Raw genomic sequence first — 19448 nt, 5'->3', positions numbered from 1 at the left:
GCAGTCCCGCAAGGGGACCGCATTTTAGCGTGCGCGGGCCCATCAACAGGCTAATTATTTAAAGTAATTACAGCCATAAGGTCTTTACCCGATTCATCCAGGCCCACCTCCTTAAAGCCCAGGCTGCCGTAAAACGAGCGGGCGATTCGGTTAGCCGGACTGTAGCTTATTTCTATTTCTCTGATCCCATCAATTTGCCGAATATGCTCAATTGCCAGGGCTAAAGCAGCTTTGCCAATACCCTGGGACTGAAAATGAACATCCACCATAAGCCGCCAGATAGATATCTTCACGGGCGTTTCCCGGACCCACATAATAAAGCCAACCGCAATGCTTTGAAGGTATATAGCCCGGCACGTATAACCGGGGTTGTATGCCGCTTCCACCAGCGACCACATATTGCAGGCTACATATTCGCTTTGATAATCGGTGACAGCTAAATCGCAGACCACACTATAGTTAGACTGATCTATTGGTTTGAGTGAAATATCCATTTTGCTCATGTTGTTGTATTAAATGTGGATGAAGTACTCATCATGCTATACCGTTCAACGTGCACATCGCCTTGATATAATTTGCGCTTGGTGGCAGCACTCACCTCTTCCTGGGTTGGCGCCCTGAGTATATAGCCACAAAGCACTTTTCGTGCTGGCCCCTTGACGTCGCCCTGCGCCGCGGGAGTTTTTCATGGCCTTAGCGAAAAACTGCCAAACGAGTAGGACAGCATTCATGCTCCACCAGAAGCATTTTGGCTTACGCTCGTGGTGTAAATCCGTGGCACAGCGGTGCGTTGGGTTTAATCGTCAATATCACCATTACTGTTTCTTTTTTCTGTTGTAAACACGACCGCAGCGGGGGATTACATAATATATCAAAAAAAATCAAATAGTTAATGTATGTCGACAATATTGCTTTGCAATAGCGCCGGGCTAAAGCCCCACCTGCGAACGCGCCAACGAGCCGGCACATAAAAACAATTTATAATTAATCAGGATGTTTAACCATGCAACTATTTATCGGTATTGTGACGTTTTTTTATTAGTCCCCCTGCACGCGCAGGCGCTTAGCCAAAGCCGCTATCTGAGCCACTGACGCTCAACTACCTTTTGCAGACACCGCCTCTGCTGATAAAAAATGTGTTTACCCATCGCATTACCGTAGCTTTTAATCATTATTACTATCTTTTAGGTGGTTTACCCGTGACGCCGAAGGGCCCCCTATTGCGCACTCACCGTGCATATCTAGCAGGGGGTACCTTTATCGGGTGAAGCTGCCCCCCTAACCTAGATGCTTACATGAACCGAAGAAACGCTGTTTGGTTTGGCTGTTGGAACAGCCTGTTATTGCAGGCGGTATTTTATTTCGGGCTGGCAGAATCCAGCCAATATAACAGTGCACATGGACAGTGGCTTAATGAAGATGTAAGCGAACACTATGGCTTTAAGACAGCAGTTTGAATAGGTATCTCCTCCCCATAAAGCACTCCTCACAGAGGCATTAACTACGCTGGCGTTTCCTATCGGGTACTATTTGAGGGCGGGCAATCGTGATTATATTTTGCCTCGTGATACTAGTGTAAGCCATCGCCTGAAACAGGCCAATTATTTTCTGGTTTTTCCTGGCGATGGCTTAGCCCGCGCATTATTGAAAGGGACATCTGCCCCAGCGGCCTACAAAGCCGGGATGCACTCACGCGCGGGCTATAAAACAGTATGCGCTGTCACCAAGCACACTATCCCCTTACCGCACTTCAGCAAGGCCTGCGCGCTGGGTCAGGCAAGAGTTATCCGGCCTTCTTTTCGCCGTATATAAAAAGCACTGCCAGCATATCTGTGGCCCATTTTGCCTTTGAGTGAGGCAGTTTGGCCATACACCTGTGGCAGTTCCAATCGAGGGCGCTTGTGTTATTTGTAGTAGAGCCTGAGGATGGCAGATACTCAGTCACCTGGGAAGGAGCCAGCTTTTTTGGTGAATAAGCCGGGCTGACTTTATGAATAAGCCTTCACTGGACAGCGCCTCCCCGGATGGGCATCATCAAGCTCATCAGATGACAGGCCATTTAGTATCAGGGTGCCACGATGATTGTTATTAAAGAACTGGTAAAGCAATATCCCCATGCCACTACACCCATAATTAACCAGTTAACTCTTAACGTCGTTAAAGGCGAATCAGTAAGTATTCGCGGGGCCTCAGGGTGTGGTAAATCCACTTTGCTGGCGCTCATGGCCGGGTTCGAAGAGGCCGACGCAGGCACTATACAGATAGGCAATATTGCGTTGTCGTGTGACCGGGAAAAAGATGCCGATGCCTTTCGGCGCGATCAGCTGGGCGTGGTATTTCAAAGTTTTAATTTGCTGGATTGCCTGAACGTATGGGACAACATTGCTTTTACAGCCCGCTTGAAAGGCGTGGTGGATGCGCCGTACCAGGAACACATCATGGACACTCTGGGCATTGCACCATTACGTCAAAAAATGCCCTCTGCGTTGTCCGGAGGTGAACAGCAGCGGGTGGCCATTGCCCGGGCATTAGTGCATCGCCCCAGCGTGGTATTGGCTGACGAACCAACCGGTAACCTTGATGAAACAACCAGCGACCAGGTCGCCCAAGCGCTGTATAGTATCTGCGCTGAACTTGCCACTACGTTGATAGTGGTAACCCATAGCAATGAAGTGGCCCAACAAGCGCAAACCCCCATGTGGCTTCGACACGGTACGCTACACGCAGCTCCCGTGGCAGGCGGGCGCTAATGCCGCGGCGTTTATGGGCAATACAGCACTGGTGGCTAATGGTGAGAACGCTGGCCGCAATGGCCCGGCAAAAGCCGTGGCAACCCTTGCTAATAGTTGTTGCTATTATGGTAGCCACTGGTGGGCTATCATCCGTGTCACTGATAAATGCTGGTGCCAGCCAGGGGGAGTTAGCTAACACTAAGCCGGGGCTGTTAAGTGGTGCGATGGTCGTGGCACGTAGCCCCGAGCATAGTATTACACGGGCTGATTATGTCGCTTTACGTAAAGCCGGATTTACCCAATTAATTGCCATTAGTCGCGATAGCGGGCCACTTCGATGTGGTTCAGCGCCAGCCTCTGGCCGTGGGGCGCGGGACATAAGTCGCGCGGTAGAGATCATCGGGATAGATACCCTGGCCATGGCTAATGCCCACCTGCCCTTGGCCCGCGCATTAGCTGATGCAGCCAACAGCACTGCAGCACCTCAACCGATACCGGGTTCTGTTAGCAGTGTCAGTGCAGCCAGTCCGGCGTTAGTGTCTCGGCTAGACTGCCCAGGGGGAATAAGTCGCGACAGTGGTATCGCAATACGACCGCCCACACCGCTTACCCAAATACCTGATAATACTATCGTGGTGCCCCTGGCTGCGTTTTACACCGGGAATTATACGCTGCATAACAGGCCGATAAGCGCACTGGTGGCCGCCACCCCTCTATCGCCCCGTCAGCAAAATGCGTTAACCCGGCAGTTACCTGTGCATCTTAAATTTAAGCCGCCACCCGCCATTCAACAACCCGGGACCTTGTCGGACAGTTTTCAGTTAAATCTCTGGGCTATGGGCATGTTGATGGCAGTGGTAGCCTTATTTATAGTACTCAATGCACTGACGTTGATGTACCGCTCGCGGTTGCCACAATTGGTACGCCTGCGCCAGTTGGGCGTGGGTAGATACAGTCTGATCAACGCATTACTGGGCGAGCTTGCGCTGTACTGTGCGCTGGCCACCCCGGCCGGCGTATTGGCCGGCGTGGCACTTACCCGGCAGTTGACCCCTACCCTTAGCAGCACATTTGCTAATCTGTTTAATGCGCCATTTGTACGGCCCTCGCCCTTGCTAGCCGAGCTTTTGCTGAGCGCATTTGCCATTAGTTTTGCCGCATTAGCCGTGTTTTTTGTAGTACCAGCACGCCAACTGGGTGGGGCGCTTAATCGTCGTAGTCGCCGCACTACGCCGCTAAATACTGCTCAGCGGTTGTGTATTACGGCGGTCATTGTTGTCGTGAACAGTGTGGCTATCCTGACCGCCGACTCAACCCTGTGGGCATTGATAAGTGTGGCGCTGGTGTTACTGGGCGGCAGCCTGCTGATTATCCTGTGGCTTCCCGGATTTACCCGTCTGCTGGTAAGGGGGGTGCCACCTGACTACCCGCTGGCCGGCTACGTAGTAGCCAGCACCTATGCGCTTAGCGCAAAAAGTCGGCTGGCCGTGTGTGCTTTTTTTATTGCGTTAAGCGCGAATATTGGTATGAATGTGATGACTGACAGTTTCAGGCAAGCCACCAAAAGTTGGCTTACCCAACGTTTGGCCGCGCCGGCCTATCTGTATTCTGCCACGCCGCCTTCGCCCAGTCAGGTAGGTTCCAACATCACAGCACGTATAAGCTATCGGGGCTATACTCAGGTAAACGGCGCACCGGTGACGGTACGTAGCGTATCTGACGACAAAACTAGCCAGGATAGTCTGGCGTTGAGCCAGCAGTTACCCAATGCATGGACGCTGTTTTCGCAAAATCAGGCGGTATTGATCAACCAGCAAATGGCCTTGCGCCAGCATCTTGCCCCCGGGGCGAAGATTACCCTGGGATCTGTCCGGGTGAAAGATCAGGTATCTCCCCACCACATCGGCCCTGCAGAGCGAATAGTGGCAGGGGTATACCTTGATTACGGTAACCCTGACGCGCAGTTGCTATTGCCGCTGTCCGTCTTCGCGCCGGCCGCCGGTTTTGCAGGTGTAACGGCGCTGTACAATGTTGATGGCGCCGACTTGTCAGCGCTAAAGGCGTTTGGCGAGTTATACGAAACATCTGCCTTAATCACCACCTCTATGGCCACCTTTGATCGCACATTTGTGTTAACGGATGCGTTAAATATAGTTACCCTGCTGGTTGCCGCGCTGGCGTTCGCAATCTCAGTAAGTGTGCTTACTCTTGACTTGCAGCCACAACTTACCCTGTTACGCACATTAGGGGTAAGACAATGGCAGATAAAAGCCGCGCTGGGCGCCCAATATATGTTGCTATGTACTGCGACTGCTATGGTGGCCTTACCCTTTGGCATTGGCCTGGCAGGAATATTTATTTACCAGGTCAATCGGTTTGCTTTTTCTTGGGTGTACCCGTTGCAGCTCTCTGCTCAGGTACTAATTAGCAGCGTGCTATTTAGCCTGGCAGTGATTCTGGTGGTGTTGTTACTGCCCTTGGGCCGGTTAAATAATAAAGTTGATTTGCGCCAGGAGGGTGCCGGATGAAAGCCTTTCTTATCGGGATAACAGCGTGGTGTTGGCTGACCGCCTGTAGCGAACCGGCACCGCGTAGCAGTGTATTTAGCCAGCCAGCGGCCAGCGCCTCGGTGGGCGCCCAGGTTATCCCCGAGCGTCCGGTAGTCTGGCCACAGGATCATGCCAGCCACCCAGCGTTCGCGCTGGAATGGTGGTATTTGACCTTCGTACTAAGTGATGAACAGCAGCGTCAGTATGGCTTACAATTTACGCTGTTCCGGTTTACCACCAACCCACCCTATGACAGTCACTGGACCAATGGCCAACAGTGGATGGGCCATGCCTCGTTACATACACCTACCGCGCATTTTTATGAAGAACGGCTGGCTGGCGGCGGGGTGGGAAATGCCGGGGTTAGTGCAGCACCCTTTATGTTGGCTATAGATAACTGGCAATGGGTATCGGCTAATACGGATTTATTTCCTTCCGTGCTGCAATTCAGTATTCAAAATGACGTATCGGTTGAGCTGGCGTTAACCACCAGCGGGCCGTTAATAGCCCATGGCCAAGGCGGCTATAGTGAAAAGTCAGCCAGTGGTAAGTACCGTTCTTACTATTATAGCCAACCCTTTATACAGGCTAGCGGGCAGTTAGCGATTGGCCCGAAACAGGGCTCTGCCGCAACTGCCGTCAAGGTGAAGGGTCAGGGGTGGTTTGATCACGAATGGTCCAGTCAACTAGCCAATAATGATGCGTTAGGCTGGGACTGGTTTTCTGTGCACCTTAAGGATGGCGCAAAGCTGATGGTATTTACCATGCACGTTAAAGGTGAAGCGCCGTACACTACCGGCACTTTTATCACTGCCCACGGCGAAAATACGACATTAGCGGGCGACGCATTGAGCATAACGGCCTCGGGCTATGAGGCAATCAACGGGCGGCAGGTGCCGGTAGAATGGCAGATAGATCTGGCTGAGCCGGCCATGCATCTGACCATAAAACCTTTTAAACCAGGGCAATGGAACCCTGGCCGCGTAGCCTATTATGAAGGTCGTATACAGGTATCAGGTAGTCACCAGGGCACCGGTTTTATGGAGTTAACCGGTTATCAGTAAACCGACCAGTTGATGTGTTTAGTCAGCGAAGTTAATGCCGCCACCCCTAACTGTGAGTTACCCATGGGGTTGAGTGCAGGCGAAAACACACATATTGAGAAACGCCCCGGCACCACCGCAATGATCCCTCCCCCTACGCCACTTTTACCCGGCAGACCCACCTGAAAGGCAAAGCTCCCGGCTTCGTTATACATGCCGCTGGTAGCCAATAGTGAATTAACCTGACTGGTTTGCGACGGCGTAAGAATTTGTTCATCAGCGCACAAGGAGTGGCCACGATTTGCCAAAAAGCTCACCGAGCGGGCAAGGTCAACGCAAGACATTTCAAGCGCACAATTATAGAAGTAACTGTGCAACACATCTTCGACTTCGTTTTCAAAATTACCAAAGGCTTTCATCAGATAAGCAGAGGCCGCGTTACGCGCCCGGTATTCAAATTCGGAATCGGCCACCGCGCGATTGGCACTAATCTCCGGATTGGCCGCCAGACGCCTTACAAAGTCGCGCATGGCTAAGTGCGGAGACGCAAAGCGTGACTGATTCATATCACTGATAGCCAACGCCCCGGCATTAATAAAAGGGTTGCGCGGAATACCATTTTCATACTCAAGTTGCACCAGAGAATTGAACGGCAACCCTGATGGCTCACATCCTACTCGCTGCCATAAGCCCTCGCCATAATGATTAATAGCCAGTACCAGGTTAAATACCTTTGAAATGCTTTGAATAGAAAATGCTGTATGAGCATCGCCTACTGAAAATAGGTTGTCTTCGTTATCACAAATAGCGATACCAAACTGGTGTGGATCAACACAGGCCAGGGCTGGAATGTAGTCTGCTACCTTCCCCTGCCCCAACATGGGTATGACTTCCTGATAGATATTATTTAACAGCGATTGCATTGCCTGAATCATTGTATTAGACCAAAAAGGCCCTCCAATTTGTCACAGGCTGAACTACCCGCGTACAACTCAATAAAAATAACAAATTATGCCTGCCAGCAAGCGGGGCTTTAACGGCTTTGCCATGCCGCTCGCAAGGGCGCCATAAGATGGCGCGGAGAAGCGTATAAATACCGCCCCACCCCAACGTTAGTACAGTGCCAAATTAACAGGCTACCGCCGGTCATGAACGCAACTGCCAGTACTGGCGCCGTTAAATACCAAACGGTAACAAAGGCTTGCTGCGCAAAGAAACCCTGCGCAATAAGCCAGGGCACTATGATAAACGCCAACATTTTTAGCAAAACGTAATGAATGATATAAATAGCCAGCGTATTTTTCCCAATCCAGCGCATGATGGGAATATCGACAACATCCTGTAGCCAGTTAATGAAGAACACCATAATACTGACAAACAACAGTGTATTGATAAGATGAATGTCAACTTCCAGTAATCCTAACCCTATTTTTATGCCAAGTAACCCAGCAATAAATAAAAAGGCTTTGTGACTTATGTGGTTGATAAGGGGGAAGAGTACCGGACAAAAGAATACGCCGATGGCGTAGTAAATCCCATTTTTTACAATACTGCTGGTAGGAAACTGCAGTTGGTAATAGCTGCTTAAGCCATAACATATCAGGAAAAAAGACAAGGCTAGCCAGGGCTTTGACGATAACAGCTTACAAATGATGAAATAAGCGGGCAGCGCGTACAGGTACCACAGACTGCTGCTGCCGGTCAGGGTAAGTACGGTAAAGTCAGTAATGTTGGTTGCAAACGCTGATAGCATGGCACTGTGCCCCGGCACCGCCGCCCCACTGCTGTACACAATAAGACCGATTGCTAGCCACTGAATAATGCTCCATAGCAGGTAGACATACCAGATAGTTTGAATACGTTTGAAGCCGACCTGATCCCACTGATAACGGGTCACCCCCCGATAAACTAAAAACCCGGAAATCATAAAAAACAAAGGCATGCGAATAGGCACCAGTTTGATGCTTAACAGTTCATACAGTTTGGCTGCCGTCGCAGTTATACCGGATAACGGCATGTCCGGCAGCAGATACACCGATTGTATACTATGATGAAACACCACCAGTAATATACAAATACCTTTGGCAAGGTCTATCCAGCCAATATGATCACGGGATTTCTCTTTCATTCAACGACTCTTTATTGCATCACACCATACCCACACCCCAATAAGGCAAAATAACGTGGGCATCGTATGGATAGTGGTACCACTTAGAGAATGGTAATAATAATGGCGGTTACCGCTGCGATTATACACCGGCGCATACCAATACGCACTGGCTCACTATTTATGCGCATAAAAAAACAAAATAAGTCACCTTTGGCAGATGCCTCAGGTAAATCGCCTAAGCCGAAATACTGCCAATATTAATTCGTCTACAGTGTATAAAGCATCAGGCATAATCAGCCATTACTCCGGTATACGCTCTGATTGACTTGATACTTTGACGCGCTGATTATGCGTGTAGTGCATTCCTGCAAATATAAACACTGGCACGGCGCCGCCCCTGACACCGCCATGCCACAAATCGCGATATGGCCCCGGTTGATGGACATACCGTTAATTGGATGGAATTAGGCAATAGCGCCGAGCAATAATCAATAGGAACCATTAATAATGCTTAGAACTCAGTTACTTATTTTACCTCTCATATGCCTGCTATTTACCCCAGCAGCCATCAGCGCGCCCGGTCAGGACAAGCAGACTAACCACCCAGCAACGCCTCAAAAAGCCGAAGACTCACCGCTGTCACAAACCAACCAGCTTATTGCGCTGTCGAAGCAAAAGTGGCAGTGGATGGCGGATAAGAATGTTAGCCGCTTAAGCGCGCTGTTTCATACTGAGGCGAAGTTCGTGCACATGAGCGGTACATGGAATACCGCCAGAGAGTTAGAAATTATCGAAAGTGGCAGTATTTGGTACAAAAATACCGTGGTACATGATACCGATGTTGAGATAACGGGCAATACTGCCGTGGTATGGAGCCGTATTACTTTGGAAGCCCATGTGCGTGGTAACGATGTAGCAAACGAATTTACTGCAACAGAAGTTTATGTGAAATCAGCAGGTAACTGGGCGTTGCTGGCGCTGACTTTCAGTAGCGTGCGGGATTCCCACACTATCGAACATTGATTGTGAGAAACCAATAGTGAGTAAGCACTGATACTGACTAATGAGGGTGTAAACCAGGACAATCAAGTGCTACACGCCTCGCTCCCACGTTGTGAAAAGGCATAACAACCGGACGCCATAAAGGGTAACCACACACCTTGAGAAGGGCTGCGGTTTTGGGAAAGCGGCGCGGAGTACGCTATGTAGTTGTGTGGTGCATGAGTGAACTGACTGTAATGCTCCCTCCATTCGGCCGTGGTTCAATGCTCCCTGGGCGATGGGAGTGGCGGGCGCGGGTAGCGGGTAGCGGGTAGCGGGTAGCGGGTAGCGGGTAGCGGGTAGCGGGTAAATAGTAAAACAGTACGGGCGGGCTTGTGCCCCAAAAGATACCACCCCGTACGTCAGGCCAGAATCCATTAGCTTAACCGTTTAAAAAAATGGCTAACCTTAAATATGACTAACACACTGTTAGTCGCCCAGCCGATATTATCTTTTGCTGAGGCTAAAACGGGTATGGGCCAGCCTCAGCTGATGACAATAAGGAGAATATCCTGATTATTATCGGCTTTATTGTTATTGCCGAATTCACAGGGATAACAAACAACCAATTACCTAAAAAATATAGATTTAATGATTTTTTACTAGGCGCATTATAGCCAATGAAATATCTACTAACATGCCTGTAAAGAATACTAACCATTCTGCTTTAATACAGGTGAACGTGATTATTATAATTATATTAATAAGCCAATACGCATAGATAAACCCGCCTCTCAATTTATTCGCGCCTGGAAATCATCTCGCATTTAAAAAGTTCTTATACGACAGTGCCCTATAGCTAATATCCGCAGAACGTGGGTGATACAATTTATAGCTTTTACCAGGTTTTGGCCGCGAATTCATTCTGTATTGGTGCAAGATTTGCTCTTCCCCTATCAACTATCAATTGATTATTAATATCAATATTTTTGGCCGGCACTTTTTAAGCCGACCTTTTTTAGTCGACCTTTTTTAGTCGATGTTTTTAGCAGACACTTTTTAGCCAATGTTTTTTAGCAAACATTTTAGCAGAAATAAGGAGAGTAATAATGGATACAGAATATAACCTAGATCGTCGCCGGGCATTCAAACCTCGCGCACTCACCCTGGCAAGTTTGTTTGCGCTAAGTACAGTATCAGCTTCTGTAATGGCGATTCCCCAGGAAGCTGACAGCGCCAAAGTAGAAGTAGAAAAAGGCAAAACAGATGTCCGGGTGAAACAGCCTGCACCATCGGTAAATGTGGATCAAAAAGACGCTAAGGTCGACGTTAACGTAGGCAAAGCAGAAGTTGATGTAGATTATGAAAAGCCTGACGTTAATATTGAGCAAAAAGAACCGAAGGTTGATATTCAGCAAGCCGAACCAGAGATAGTGGTAAATTCAGCCGAACCTGAAGTCACCGTTAATAAAGCAGAGCCGAATATAAAGTTTCAAAAAAGCGACCCTGAAATTAAAATTGTACGTAAGGACGAAAACGGCAATTTACGCGAAGGCAGTGATATTGCTGCTATTGGGCAACTAACAGTGGGTGAGTTAGAGTCCAAAAAAATCAGGCGTGCGAATGGCGAAGAAGCCGGCGATATTAGCGAAATCGTTATGAATAAAAGTAATCAGGAGCTGAGTTTGGTGCTGGAAGCAGGTGGTTTTTATGGCTTCGGCAGTTCTAAGGTAGTTTTACCTTTAAGCGAAGTGAAATTAGACGGAAACAATCTTGTTTGGGATAATAACCAGGATGCAGAGAAACTGCCTGAATATTCCAAATCTGAATACACTGTTCTTTCCGAAAAAAATAAACAAATAAAAGACATCGTAAAGAGTTAATAGCACTAACCCTTACCTTTTATTAATATTATTTTAACTTTTGGAGAGAATTATGAAAATTACCACATTAGGTCTTGTTATCACTGCAGCATTCACCTCGTATTCCGGCTATGCTCAAGTGCAAGAAGAGCAACCTATTCCGCTATCTAAGCAAAGCATTCAGGATAGTAAACAACCGCAAGATATGAAGAAAATACTGTCTCAGTATGATAAAGACAGTGACGGTAGTTTGAACGAAAGTGAGCTTAAAGAGTATATTCAGGCAAACGAGCTTTCTAGCCAGAGTAGTAGTGAGCAACCGCGTAACGGCGATAAGGTTACAGTGACTCAAAAACCTGCGAAAATTACGGTAAATCAAAAACCTGCGAATATCACTGTAAAACAGCCAAAACCTGAAGTGACGATAACCTCTCAGGATCCAGATATTACGATTGATCAGCGTAAGCCGGAAGTTAATGTTGACCAGTCGGACCCCAAGGTTCGTGTGAGCGCAGGGAAACCGGCAGTAGATGTTGACCGTGAAGACCCAGAAGTGAAAGTAGACCAACCCGAAGCAGATGTGTCGATCGAATCCGAAGATCCCCAAATAAAAGTAAATGAAGAGCGCTAATTGGGCAGTTTTGCATTTACTCAAATGTTAAGTTGGTAAAAAGTATTGAAAAAGGAGCCTTATCTTGATGGCTCCTTTTTTATTGTTCATCATTCTTGTAACCTGGGTCGCTGATACAGCCTCTTACCGGTTAGCGGCTAGACTTTCTCTGATTATCTTCCCAACTAAGTTTGACCGTGCGGGTATTAATTTAGTATTCGTTTGTTCCCACACACTTACGGCGTTTACGAAATGGCATACCAAAGCATGGAATAACCAGGTAAATCTCCCTTTCAGCGCTATTTTCCAGCGAATAACCTGAGCAGGCTTTAGTGCATTGCCCTGGAAACGTTGCTCAAGCAAATGCTGACATATCGGAAGGTAAGAAAGTATGTGTTGGCAATTTAGATATTTCTGCCACAGCAGTTGAGGGTGACACCTTGCTTATCCAAGTGATTATATCAGCGCAAAGCAATGGAATATTGTAGAGGCTGGCTGGACAGCCAGCTGCATGGCAATATATCTCAACTCAGCCATTTACAAATAACTTCGCCCCAAAACCCACACGCCGATCTTTATCCGTTATCTGCCCCCTATCCAGTCTCGTAGAAGGCACGTGGAAGGCCCGAGGTAGACGCCCGAGGGGCGGAAAGCTAAGACCGCTAGCAAGCAGAGGAAGCCCCACCGGGTCGCTATGCCACGTATTTAGCACAAACCGTGATGCCTGCTCCCTCGCTTTTACGCCCGACACCGTTTTTTGCCTGAGTAACTGCAGACGCTATCGGGTAGAGCTTGGTTATAAACCCGAGGCCCGCGAAGTTGCTAATTTTACATAGGCAGGCTCACTACACTGCGCCGCGGCAGTTTAATGTATCGCGTTGAGTGCTGTAAGGACCACAGAAAATTGTCTCACTTCCATACCGTTTATTACCAGATTACCGGAGGTGAGTAGCTAACCACTGTGTCGTATTTTGAGTCTCAATGGCGTTTTTATAATTAAACGTTTTCTCTATGTCCCACCACATCCCTTCACCCAGTGCAAAGGCAGCGCGATACCGTAACATCTGATCTTCAGGTTTTTTAGCAAGCTGTCTGTGTAGCCAGTCTACCGGCAATAAATTGCGCTTAATACGCATGCTACTTACATTATCAACTATCTTAGCTAATTCGGCATAGCTAATCGTATCGCCTGCTACAAACACGACTTCATTGATAATTCTGGGGGTGGCTAACATAATTGTTGCCGTTAGTTGGCCGATGTCTTCGGGCGCCGTAACCGTTAGCTTATTTCCCCAGCTGCCAAGAGCATTGATGTAACCCTGTTCAAGGTTCACCACATCAAATGCAGGTTCAAACAGAAAACTGGTAAACATGCCGGTCGAGACAATCACCCATTCGGTAGTTACTTGCTGCCGTAACATTGTTCTGACTTCATATTGCTCATCAAATACCGGTTGGCCACTCCCCTTACCTACTACGTCATAGTCCACGCCAAACTGCCATGGAAAATAACGAGCAACGTTGGCTTCAAGCACCGCTCGCGTGATTTTTATCTGAGTACCAGGGCCGGCCACAAAGCCAGTACAGCTGACCACTGTATTAAACTTAGCAAAGAAGGCCACCAAGCTATTGTGATCGATAGCGGCTAAATCAAGAGCGGTAAATTTCACCCCCTGCTCGGCGAGTATCCTTAATGTAGGGTTAGTTGGCGTCTTATCGGTATTAAGGGACGCTGGCGATACTAAAACCGTGATATCACCGTTTAACAATGCGACATCGGCATGTAACGCGTTAAGCACAGCCAAACCTAATTGGCCGGCCCCCATAATAAGTATTTTTTTGACATTTACGTTTAAATTTTGACCCATACCCCTTTACTCCTCACTTATTATCTTAAATTGGAGTTTAATAGGGATGTGTACTGACGATAATAATCAAATTTGGGTTCGTCTATTCTCAAATTTGCAACAATGGAGAGCGTAATGGAGCGTCTGGAAGGTATGAAAGTGTTTGTGCAGGTGGTAGAGGCGAACCATTTCGGCCGGGCAGCTGAGGCGCTTGGCATGCCGAAATCAAGGGTGTCAAGAATGATAAAAGAAATGGAAGATTATTTAGGTGTAAAATTGATACAACGCACCACTCGCAAGTTAAGGGTAACCCAGGATGGGGAGAACTATGCTGCACAGTGCCGCTATTTACTCGCGGAAATATCCGCCATAGAGTCCCATTTTCCCCATAAAGCAGGTAGACCACGTGGTAGGCTTAAAGTGAGTATGCCGACCTCTTTAGCCCATCACGCTGTATTACCGGAAATAAGCCAGTTCATTCATCAATACCCCGACGTTGAACTGTTACTCTGTACCAGCGATAAAAATGTCGATTTATTCCAGGATGGATATGATTGTGTTATCCGGGCTGGAGAGATTGACGATTCTACCTCCCTCATTGCCCAGAAGCTTACCGTATCAGCTTGGGTGGTGGTCGCCGCGCCCACTTATATTGAGCAGTTTGGAAAACCCCAAAATTTAGACGAGTTAAGTAATCATCGCGCTATCGGCTATCTTAGCCAAAGCTCCGGGCGGGTAGCAGATTGGCATTTTCTGGATAATCAAGCATCGGTTTCGGTTAAAATGCACGAAGTACTTAGGGTCAATGATACAGATACTTATGTAAACTGTGGTTTGCAGGGTTTAGGATTGATTCGGATCGCCCGCTATATCGCTCAGCCCTATATTGCCAATGGCAGCTTGGTTGAAGTGCTTGACCAGTATCCGTCGCCGGTTATGCCGTTATCCCTGGTTTATCCTCAAAGCAAGCATGTAAAGCCATCATTTCGCGTTTTCGAACACTGGATAAAAACTGTTTTGGCTAAGGAATAACAATTAAATTATGCTGATTTCCACTAAACGCTATAAAAGCAGGCCGCTATTTTAGCGGGGCTTAACACTCAGATATTCCTTTATCAGGGCGGGTTTCCATCAAGTATTTTCCTGCCTGCTGTGGTGAAACCAGGCTCTACTAAACAGGCCGCCAGACAGATGCGCCCTTACAAACTATCTAATCAATACAGCGTTAAGAAAGCGGCATTTATTAGCCCGGCCCCGTTGGCGAACGCTGACCGAACGGCAAAGCCCCAGCCTGACTATAACTATGCCGGGACCAGACCGCCACGCTGCTGAAACTAGGCTGAAAGCTCGCGCCTGACGATGTCGGCACCGTCACATAGCGCTTTCATCTTAGCCGCCGCTACTGTTCTGGATAAGGGCGTCATTCCACAATTGGTACTTGGGTAAAGCTTGTCTGCATCTACAAATTGTAATGCGTTGCGCAGCGTTTGCGCCACTTCCTGTGGTGTCTCAACGGTACTGGTAGCGACATCAATGGCACCGACCATCACTTTCTTACCTCTAATCAGTTCGATCAATTCCATGGGTACCCGGGAGTTGTGGCACTCCACAGAAACAATATCGATAGCGGAGGCCTGGATTTTAGGAAAGATATCTTCATACTGCCGCCATTCTTCGCCCAGGGTTTGTTTCCAGTCTGTATTGGCTTTAATGCCATATCCATAGCAAATATGTACCGCGGTTTCACACTTTAGGCCTTCCACAGCCTTTTCCAAGGCAGCTATCCCCCAATCGTTGACTTCGTCAAAAAACACATTAAATGCTGGTTCATCAAACTGGATAATATCGACCCCGGCGGCCTCGAGCTCACGGGCTTCCTGGTTAAGTATTTTAGCAAATTCCCAGGCCAGCTTTTCTCGACTCTTATAATGATCATCATACAGGGTATCAATCATCGTCATGGGCCCAGGTAGCGCCCACTTAATCGGTTGATTTGTTTGCTGTCGCAAAAACGTTGCGTCTTCCACAAATACCGACTTAGGCCGCGCCACCGCGTCGGTCACTACCGGTACACTGGCATCGTAACGGTTGCGTATTTTCACGGTTTTACGCTGCTGAAAATCTACACCATCAAGATGTTCGATAAAAGTGGTAACAAAATGCTGCCGGGTTTGTTCTCCGTCACTAATGATATCCACTCCGGCCTGTTGCTGTGCCTGTAACGCCAGTCGTAACGCATCCTGTTTGCCGGCAATTAACTCATCATCGGCAAGCCGCCAGGGAGACCATAAGGTTTCGGGCTGCGCAAGCCAGGCGGGTTTGGGCAGGCTGCCGGCGGTAGAGGTAGGTAACAGTTTTTTCATAATAAGGTCTTTTTTGGTTAAATGTAATGGGCTAGGCGCAGTCGGCAGACCATTGGCGAAGAAGATGCTGATATGGCCTGATAAAGTTTTCTTCAACAAACTTGCCTTGCTCTGCTGCTAACTGGCTACGCTCTGTCCGGTCATAGTTAATCTGCGTAAGAGAGTGATCCTGATGTTTCAGATTTGGCTGATAAAGCTTACCCGCCGGCGCGTTAGCATTATAAATTTCTGGCCGATAAATCTTTTGAAACGTTTCCATGGTGCTAATTGTACTGATCAGCTCTAGGTTGGTGTAATCATTAAGCAAGTCACCAAAATGGAAAAAAGCGAGGGGCGCCACACTATTAGGGGGCATAAAATAACGCACTTTCAAACCCATTTTGCCAAAGTATTGCTCGGTTAAAGAGGTTTCATTTGGCGTATATTCAACCCCTAAAACAGGGTGCTCATTTTCTGTGCGATGATAGGTTTTTCTATCAGAAACACTTAAACAAATGACCGGTGGTTTAGAAAAATAGGTCTTATAGTCGTTTGAATTCACAAAATGCTTGAATAGCTTTCCATGTAGCTCGCCGAAGTCGTCTGGTATGCTAAACCCTGTTTTGTTTTCATTGTGCCGAGATAAAATCACACTGAAATCATAGTCTCTCACATACGAAGAAAAATTATTGCCGACGATCCCTTCAATAAGCTGTCCTGTTTTTTGATCAACAATATTGGTTTTCAGGATTTCAATAGTAGGGAAAGTATTGCCATTGCCTTCAACATCTATATCGACAGAAATAATCTTCAGCTCTACTGAATACCGATCCTGGGTCGCATTGTCCCAATGCGCGAGGGCGTTGAACCGGTTGTTTATCATTTGCAATGTATTGCGCAGGTTCTTCTGCCGATGCGCGCCACGAGCCAAATTCGCGAAATTAGTTGTAATTCGGGTATGGTTTGCAGGCTGGTAGTTTTGATCGAAACTAATGCTGTTAATTTTAAAGGTAAAATCTGTATTCATCGTGAGGTACCAACCTGTTCGTTAAAGTCAATCCTGAATTAGTTTTTGGCGTGAAAAACGTTAAACGCCAAAGCAATGGTGACTTTATACGCCCCACAACCTATGAATAAAAGCGACTTATTTTCATAAATAAATGAATTATTGTCATGTCCTGTAGCGAACCAATAGGCCATCATTTATTAAAACCGCCTATCAGGGAAACCAGGAAGCTTCACATGAACCGCGGCCTCACCAAAAAAGAAAGCGCGCGGTAACCTTTATACCCCAACTAATGAAACACGCGGGAGCAGTGCCCGCCACACCTATAACCGTTCCCCCTGCTATGCGGGCAATGCATACTCTCACTCGCGCTTTTCAGGGCTAGCCGCTATACATTACTTCCTTTTCCTTCTACTAATGTCCGAATCGCCACCTCCGCCCCGACTATCTGCAATATAGTAAGGGGGTATTTACTTCTCATTAATAGACAAGTTATTGAAAATTATTATTTTCATTCGAACTACTTTAAGACTGTAGATGTTAAAGCCAATACACCTGTTGAAACCTTGCTGCAACTACTGTATAAAATTACACATACTGTATAAACATCGAGTGTTTACATGTTAGTGCATCTGTCTATTAAAAATTTTGCGGTAGTTAAACAATTAGCCGTTAACTTTGAATCTGGAATGACCGCTATTACCGGGGAAACCGGTGCGGGTAAATCAATCGCTATAGACGCATTAAGTTTGTGTTTAGGTGAGCGGGCAGATGCAGGAGCGGTAAGGAAAGAAGCGGCTAAAGCGGAAATTGTGGCGCATTTTGCGATTACTGAAAATACCCCCGCCAGCACTTGGCTTAAAGAACAAGAACTCGATAGTGAAGACGACCCCCACGGATGTTTTATTCGGCGGGTTATTTCCCGGGAAGGTCGTTCTAAAGCCTTTATCAATGGCTCTCCCGTATCATTGCAGCAATTAAAATCGCTAGGCCAGTTTTTGTTAGCAATACACGGGCAAAATACCCACCTTCAGCTATTAAAAGAAGATGTGCAACGCCAGCTTACCGATAACTTTGCTGGTCATGGCGCCCTGTTAAATAGTGTGGCTTCTGCCTATCGGATATGGCGGGAAAAACAGAACGAGCTTAAGCACTTACAAGATGAAGCAAGTAACCGGGCAGATCGCCAGCAACTGCTGGCTTATCAGGTAGAAGAACTAAACGACTTTGCTTTGGGTGATGGCGAGTTTGTAGAACTTGAAACTGAACATCGGCGTTTGAGTAATGGACAATCGCTATTAGAACAAGCGCAAACCAGTTTTTATAACTTGTATGAAAACGATGAAGTAAACGCCTTATCTATTATTCAAACCAGTATGGACAGACTGAGCGAACTGGAAGAACACGATGCAACATTAGGCCCCATTGTTACATTATTGAATGATGCAGTGATTCAGGTAGAAGAGGCATCACAAGAGTTACGTGCCTATTGCGATGCCCTTGAAATTGACCCGCTGCGATTACAACAGGTTGAAAGCCGCTATAGTAAGGCGCTGGAACTTGCCCGCAAACATGGCGTGTCGCCTGAAGCGCTATACCAGTGTCACCAAGACCTGGTGAATGAATTTGCCTTACTTAACGACCAAGCCACCCGGCTTGATGGATTAGCCGAGGCAGTAGCGCTGTCGAAAGAGGAATATTTACTGGCGGCAAAAGCGTTGTCGGAATCGCGCAATAAGGCAGCGGTGGAATTTGCTACGGCCATTGAAAAGCAAATTCACAAAATGAACATGACCCATGCGAAAGTTGTGGTAGAGGTTATATTTAACGCAGATAAAACACCCGGCGTAAGTGGGCTGGATGATATTGTAATGAAAGTATCTACCAACCCGGGCCAGGATCCGGACCGATTAGATAAGGTAGTATCTGGCGGCGAATTGTCTCGGATAGGCTTGGCGATTCAGGTTATTGCCAGTGACAATAGCGCCACACCCACTATGATTTTCGATGAAGTCGACGCGGGTATCAGTGGTCCTACAGCGTCAATTGTGGGCGGCTTACTGCGTACATTGGGTAAACAAAGCCAGGTTATGTGTGTTACCCATTTACCTCAGGTGGCGGCTCAGGCACATAATCAATTATTTGTTACCAAATTAACGGATGGTGAAAGTACAGAAACCCGTATGCTTGCCTTAACAGAACAAGACCGGGTAGACGAGCTGGCGCGCTTGTTAGCAGGCGACAAAGTGACAGATACAGCCCTAGCTAACGCCAGAGAGCTACTGAAAAGTGTTGAATCGAACTAATAAGCGGTTGATTGGTCATACTTGACTGGGGTAGCATGCTTCGCGCGAATAAGTGCATCG

The 19448-nt window shown here is 47.5% G+C and carries 15 protein-coding genes; 9 read left to right on the top strand and 6 right to left on the bottom strand.

The window, feature by feature from the left end; translation table 11 throughout:
* Window positions 1-50: 50 nt before the first annotated feature.
* Entirely contained in the window at window positions 51-494 is a 444-nt protein-coding gene (locus D0Y50_RS06575) for a GNAT family N-acetyltransferase (protein ID WP_108568545.1), read from the bottom strand.
* Between the two features lie 801 nt (window positions 495-1295).
* Here D0Y50_RS06575 and D0Y50_RS19480 point away from each other — a divergent pair.
* The 4 genes from D0Y50_RS19480 (at window position 1296) to D0Y50_RS06555 (ending at window position 6345) form a co-directional block, all read left to right on the top strand.
* Entirely contained in the window at window positions 1296-1457 is a 162-nt protein-coding gene (locus tag D0Y50_RS19480) for a hypothetical protein (protein WP_170145459.1), read from the top strand.
* Between the two features lie 621 nt (window positions 1458-2078).
* Window positions 2079-2750, top strand: a complete 672-nt coding sequence (locus D0Y50_RS06565; protein WP_117316062.1) for an ABC transporter ATP-binding protein — start codon at window positions 2079-2081, stop codon at window positions 2748-2750.
* Window positions 2750-5260 carry an FtsX-like permease family protein gene (locus tag D0Y50_RS06560; RefSeq protein ID WP_117316060.1) on the top strand — a complete coding sequence of 837 codons (2511 nt, stop codon included), beginning with the start codon at window positions 2750-2752 and terminating at the stop codon, window positions 5258-5260. Before D0Y50_RS06565 ends, D0Y50_RS06560 begins: the two co-directional genes overlap by 1 nt.
* Window positions 5257-6345: a lipocalin-like domain-containing protein gene (locus D0Y50_RS06555; RefSeq protein WP_117316059.1), complete on the top strand. Its 1089-nt coding sequence runs from the start codon at window positions 5257-5259 to the stop codon at window positions 6343-6345. Before D0Y50_RS06560 ends, D0Y50_RS06555 begins: the two co-directional genes overlap by 4 nt.
* On the opposite strand, the gene glsB is transcribed toward D0Y50_RS06555, so the two are convergent.
* Both glsB and D0Y50_RS06545 read right to left on the bottom strand, forming a co-directional pair.
* On the bottom strand, window positions 6339-7247 hold the full coding sequence (gene glsB / locus D0Y50_RS06550) for a glutaminase B (protein ID WP_117318650.1): 909 nt from the start codon (window positions 7245-7247) through the stop codon (window positions 6339-6341). The two genes, D0Y50_RS06555 and glsB, sit on opposite strands and share 7 nt — an antisense overlap.
* Before the next feature lie 110 nt (window positions 7248-7357).
* Window positions 7358-8452 carry an acyltransferase family protein gene (locus D0Y50_RS06545; RefSeq protein ID WP_117316056.1) on the bottom strand — a complete coding sequence of 365 codons (1095 nt, stop codon included), beginning with the start codon at window positions 8450-8452 and terminating at the stop codon, window positions 7358-7360.
* Between the two features lie 489 nt (window positions 8453-8941).
* On the opposite strand from D0Y50_RS06545, the gene D0Y50_RS06540 reads away from it, so the two are divergent.
* From D0Y50_RS06540 to D0Y50_RS06530, 3 genes are all read left to right on the top strand, one after another.
* On the top strand, window positions 8942-9457 hold the full coding sequence (locus D0Y50_RS06540) for a nuclear transport factor 2 family protein (protein ID WP_108568487.1): 516 nt from the start codon (window positions 8942-8944) through the stop codon (window positions 9455-9457).
* 1067 nt (window positions 9458-10524) lie between these two features.
* Window positions 10525-11298: a PRC-barrel domain-containing protein gene (locus D0Y50_RS06535; protein WP_117316055.1), complete on the top strand. Its 774-nt coding sequence runs from the start codon at window positions 10525-10527 to the stop codon at window positions 11296-11298.
* Between the two features lie 52 nt (window positions 11299-11350).
* The gene (locus D0Y50_RS06530; protein WP_117316054.1) at window positions 11351-11908 is read left to right on the top strand and encodes a DUF6470 family protein; all 558 of its coding nucleotides are present in this window, start codon (window positions 11351-11353) and stop codon (window positions 11906-11908) included.
* Window positions 11909-12822: 914 nt separating this feature from the next.
* On the opposite strand, the gene D0Y50_RS06520 is transcribed toward D0Y50_RS06530, so the two are convergent.
* Window positions 12823-13755, bottom strand: a complete 933-nt coding sequence (locus D0Y50_RS06520; RefSeq protein WP_117316052.1) for an aromatic alcohol reductase — start codon at window positions 13753-13755, stop codon at window positions 12823-12825.
* Between the two features lie 114 nt (window positions 13756-13869).
* Here D0Y50_RS06520 and D0Y50_RS06515 point away from each other — a divergent pair, with 114 nt between their 5' ends.
* Window positions 13870-14766 carry a LysR family transcriptional regulator gene (locus tag D0Y50_RS06515; protein ID WP_117316051.1) on the top strand — a complete coding sequence of 299 codons (897 nt, stop codon included), beginning with the start codon at window positions 13870-13872 and terminating at the stop codon, window positions 14764-14766.
* A gap of 302 nt (window positions 14767-15068) precedes the next feature.
* Here D0Y50_RS06515 and D0Y50_RS06510 read toward each other — a convergent pair whose 3' ends face one another.
* Complete coding sequence (locus D0Y50_RS06510) at window positions 15069-16097, bottom strand: methionine synthase (protein ID WP_176582449.1); 1029 nt, start codon at window positions 16095-16097, stop codon at window positions 15069-15071.
* A gap of 31 nt (window positions 16098-16128) precedes the next feature.
* On the bottom strand, window positions 16129-17103 hold the full coding sequence (locus tag D0Y50_RS06505; protein ID WP_108568493.1) for a DUF1852 domain-containing protein: 975 nt from the start codon (window positions 17101-17103) through the stop codon (window positions 16129-16131).
* A gap of 599 nt (window positions 17104-17702) precedes the next feature.
* On the opposite strand from D0Y50_RS06505, the gene recN reads away from it, so the two are divergent.
* On the top strand, window positions 17703-19388 hold the full coding sequence (gene recN / locus D0Y50_RS06500) for a DNA repair protein RecN (RefSeq protein ID WP_117316050.1): 1686 nt from the start codon (window positions 17703-17705) through the stop codon (window positions 19386-19388).
* Window positions 19389-19448 lie beyond the last annotated feature (60 nt).

It is taken from the genome of Salinimonas sediminis, assembly GCF_003429285.1.
GTDB lineage: Bacteria > Pseudomonadota > Gammaproteobacteria > Enterobacterales > Alteromonadaceae > Alteromonas > Alteromonas indica.
The sequence above is the reverse complement of the archived record's forward strand: the minus strand, read 5'-3'. Positions and strand labels throughout refer to the sequence as shown.

Excerpts from the sequence above, each read along its gene's own strand:
- D0Y50_RS06505 (WP_108568493.1), bottom strand. The coding sequence starts at position 17,103 with ATGAATACAGATTTTACCTTTAAAATTAACAGCATTAGTTTCGATCAA.
- D0Y50_RS06530 (WP_117316054.1), top strand. The coding sequence starts at position 11,351 with ATGAAAATTACCACATTAGGTCTTGTTATCACTGCAGCATTCACCTCG.
- D0Y50_RS06545 (WP_117316056.1), bottom strand. The coding sequence starts at position 8,452 with ATGAAAGAGAAATCCCGTGATCATATTGGCTGGATAGACCTTGCCAAA.
- D0Y50_RS06565 (WP_117316062.1), top strand. The coding sequence starts at position 2,079 with ATGATTGTTATTAAAGAACTGGTAAAGCAATATCCCCATGCCACTACA.
- D0Y50_RS06535 (WP_117316055.1), top strand. The coding sequence starts at position 10,525 with ATGGATACAGAATATAACCTAGATCGTCGCCGGGCATTCAAACCTCGC.
- D0Y50_RS06560 (WP_117316060.1), top strand. The coding sequence starts at position 2,750 with ATGCCGCGGCGTTTATGGGCAATACAGCACTGGTGGCTAATGGTGAGA.
- recN (WP_117316050.1), top strand. The coding sequence starts at position 17,703 with ATGTTAGTGCATCTGTCTATTAAAAATTTTGCGGTAGTTAAACAATTA.
- D0Y50_RS06510 (WP_176582449.1), bottom strand. The coding sequence starts at position 16,097 with ATGAAAAAACTGTTACCTACCTCTACCGCCGGCAGCCTGCCCAAACCC.
- D0Y50_RS06575 (WP_108568545.1), bottom strand. The coding sequence starts at position 494 with ATGGATATTTCACTCAAACCAATAGATCAGTCTAACTATAGTGTGGTC.
- D0Y50_RS06520 (WP_117316052.1), bottom strand. The coding sequence starts at position 13,755 with ATGGGTCAAAATTTAAACGTAAATGTCAAAAAAATACTTATTATGGGG.
- D0Y50_RS06540 (WP_108568487.1), top strand. The coding sequence starts at position 8,942 with ATGCTTAGAACTCAGTTACTTATTTTACCTCTCATATGCCTGCTATTT.
- D0Y50_RS06515 (WP_117316051.1), top strand. The coding sequence starts at position 13,870 with ATGGAGCGTCTGGAAGGTATGAAAGTGTTTGTGCAGGTGGTAGAGGCG.
- D0Y50_RS19480 (WP_170145459.1), top strand. The coding sequence starts at position 1,296 with ATGAACCGAAGAAACGCTGTTTGGTTTGGCTGTTGGAACAGCCTGTTA.
- glsB (WP_117318650.1), bottom strand. The coding sequence starts at position 7,247 with ATGCAATCGCTGTTAAATAATATCTATCAGGAAGTCATACCCATGTTG.
- D0Y50_RS06555 (WP_117316059.1), top strand. The coding sequence starts at position 5,257 with ATGAAAGCCTTTCTTATCGGGATAACAGCGTGGTGTTGGCTGACCGCC.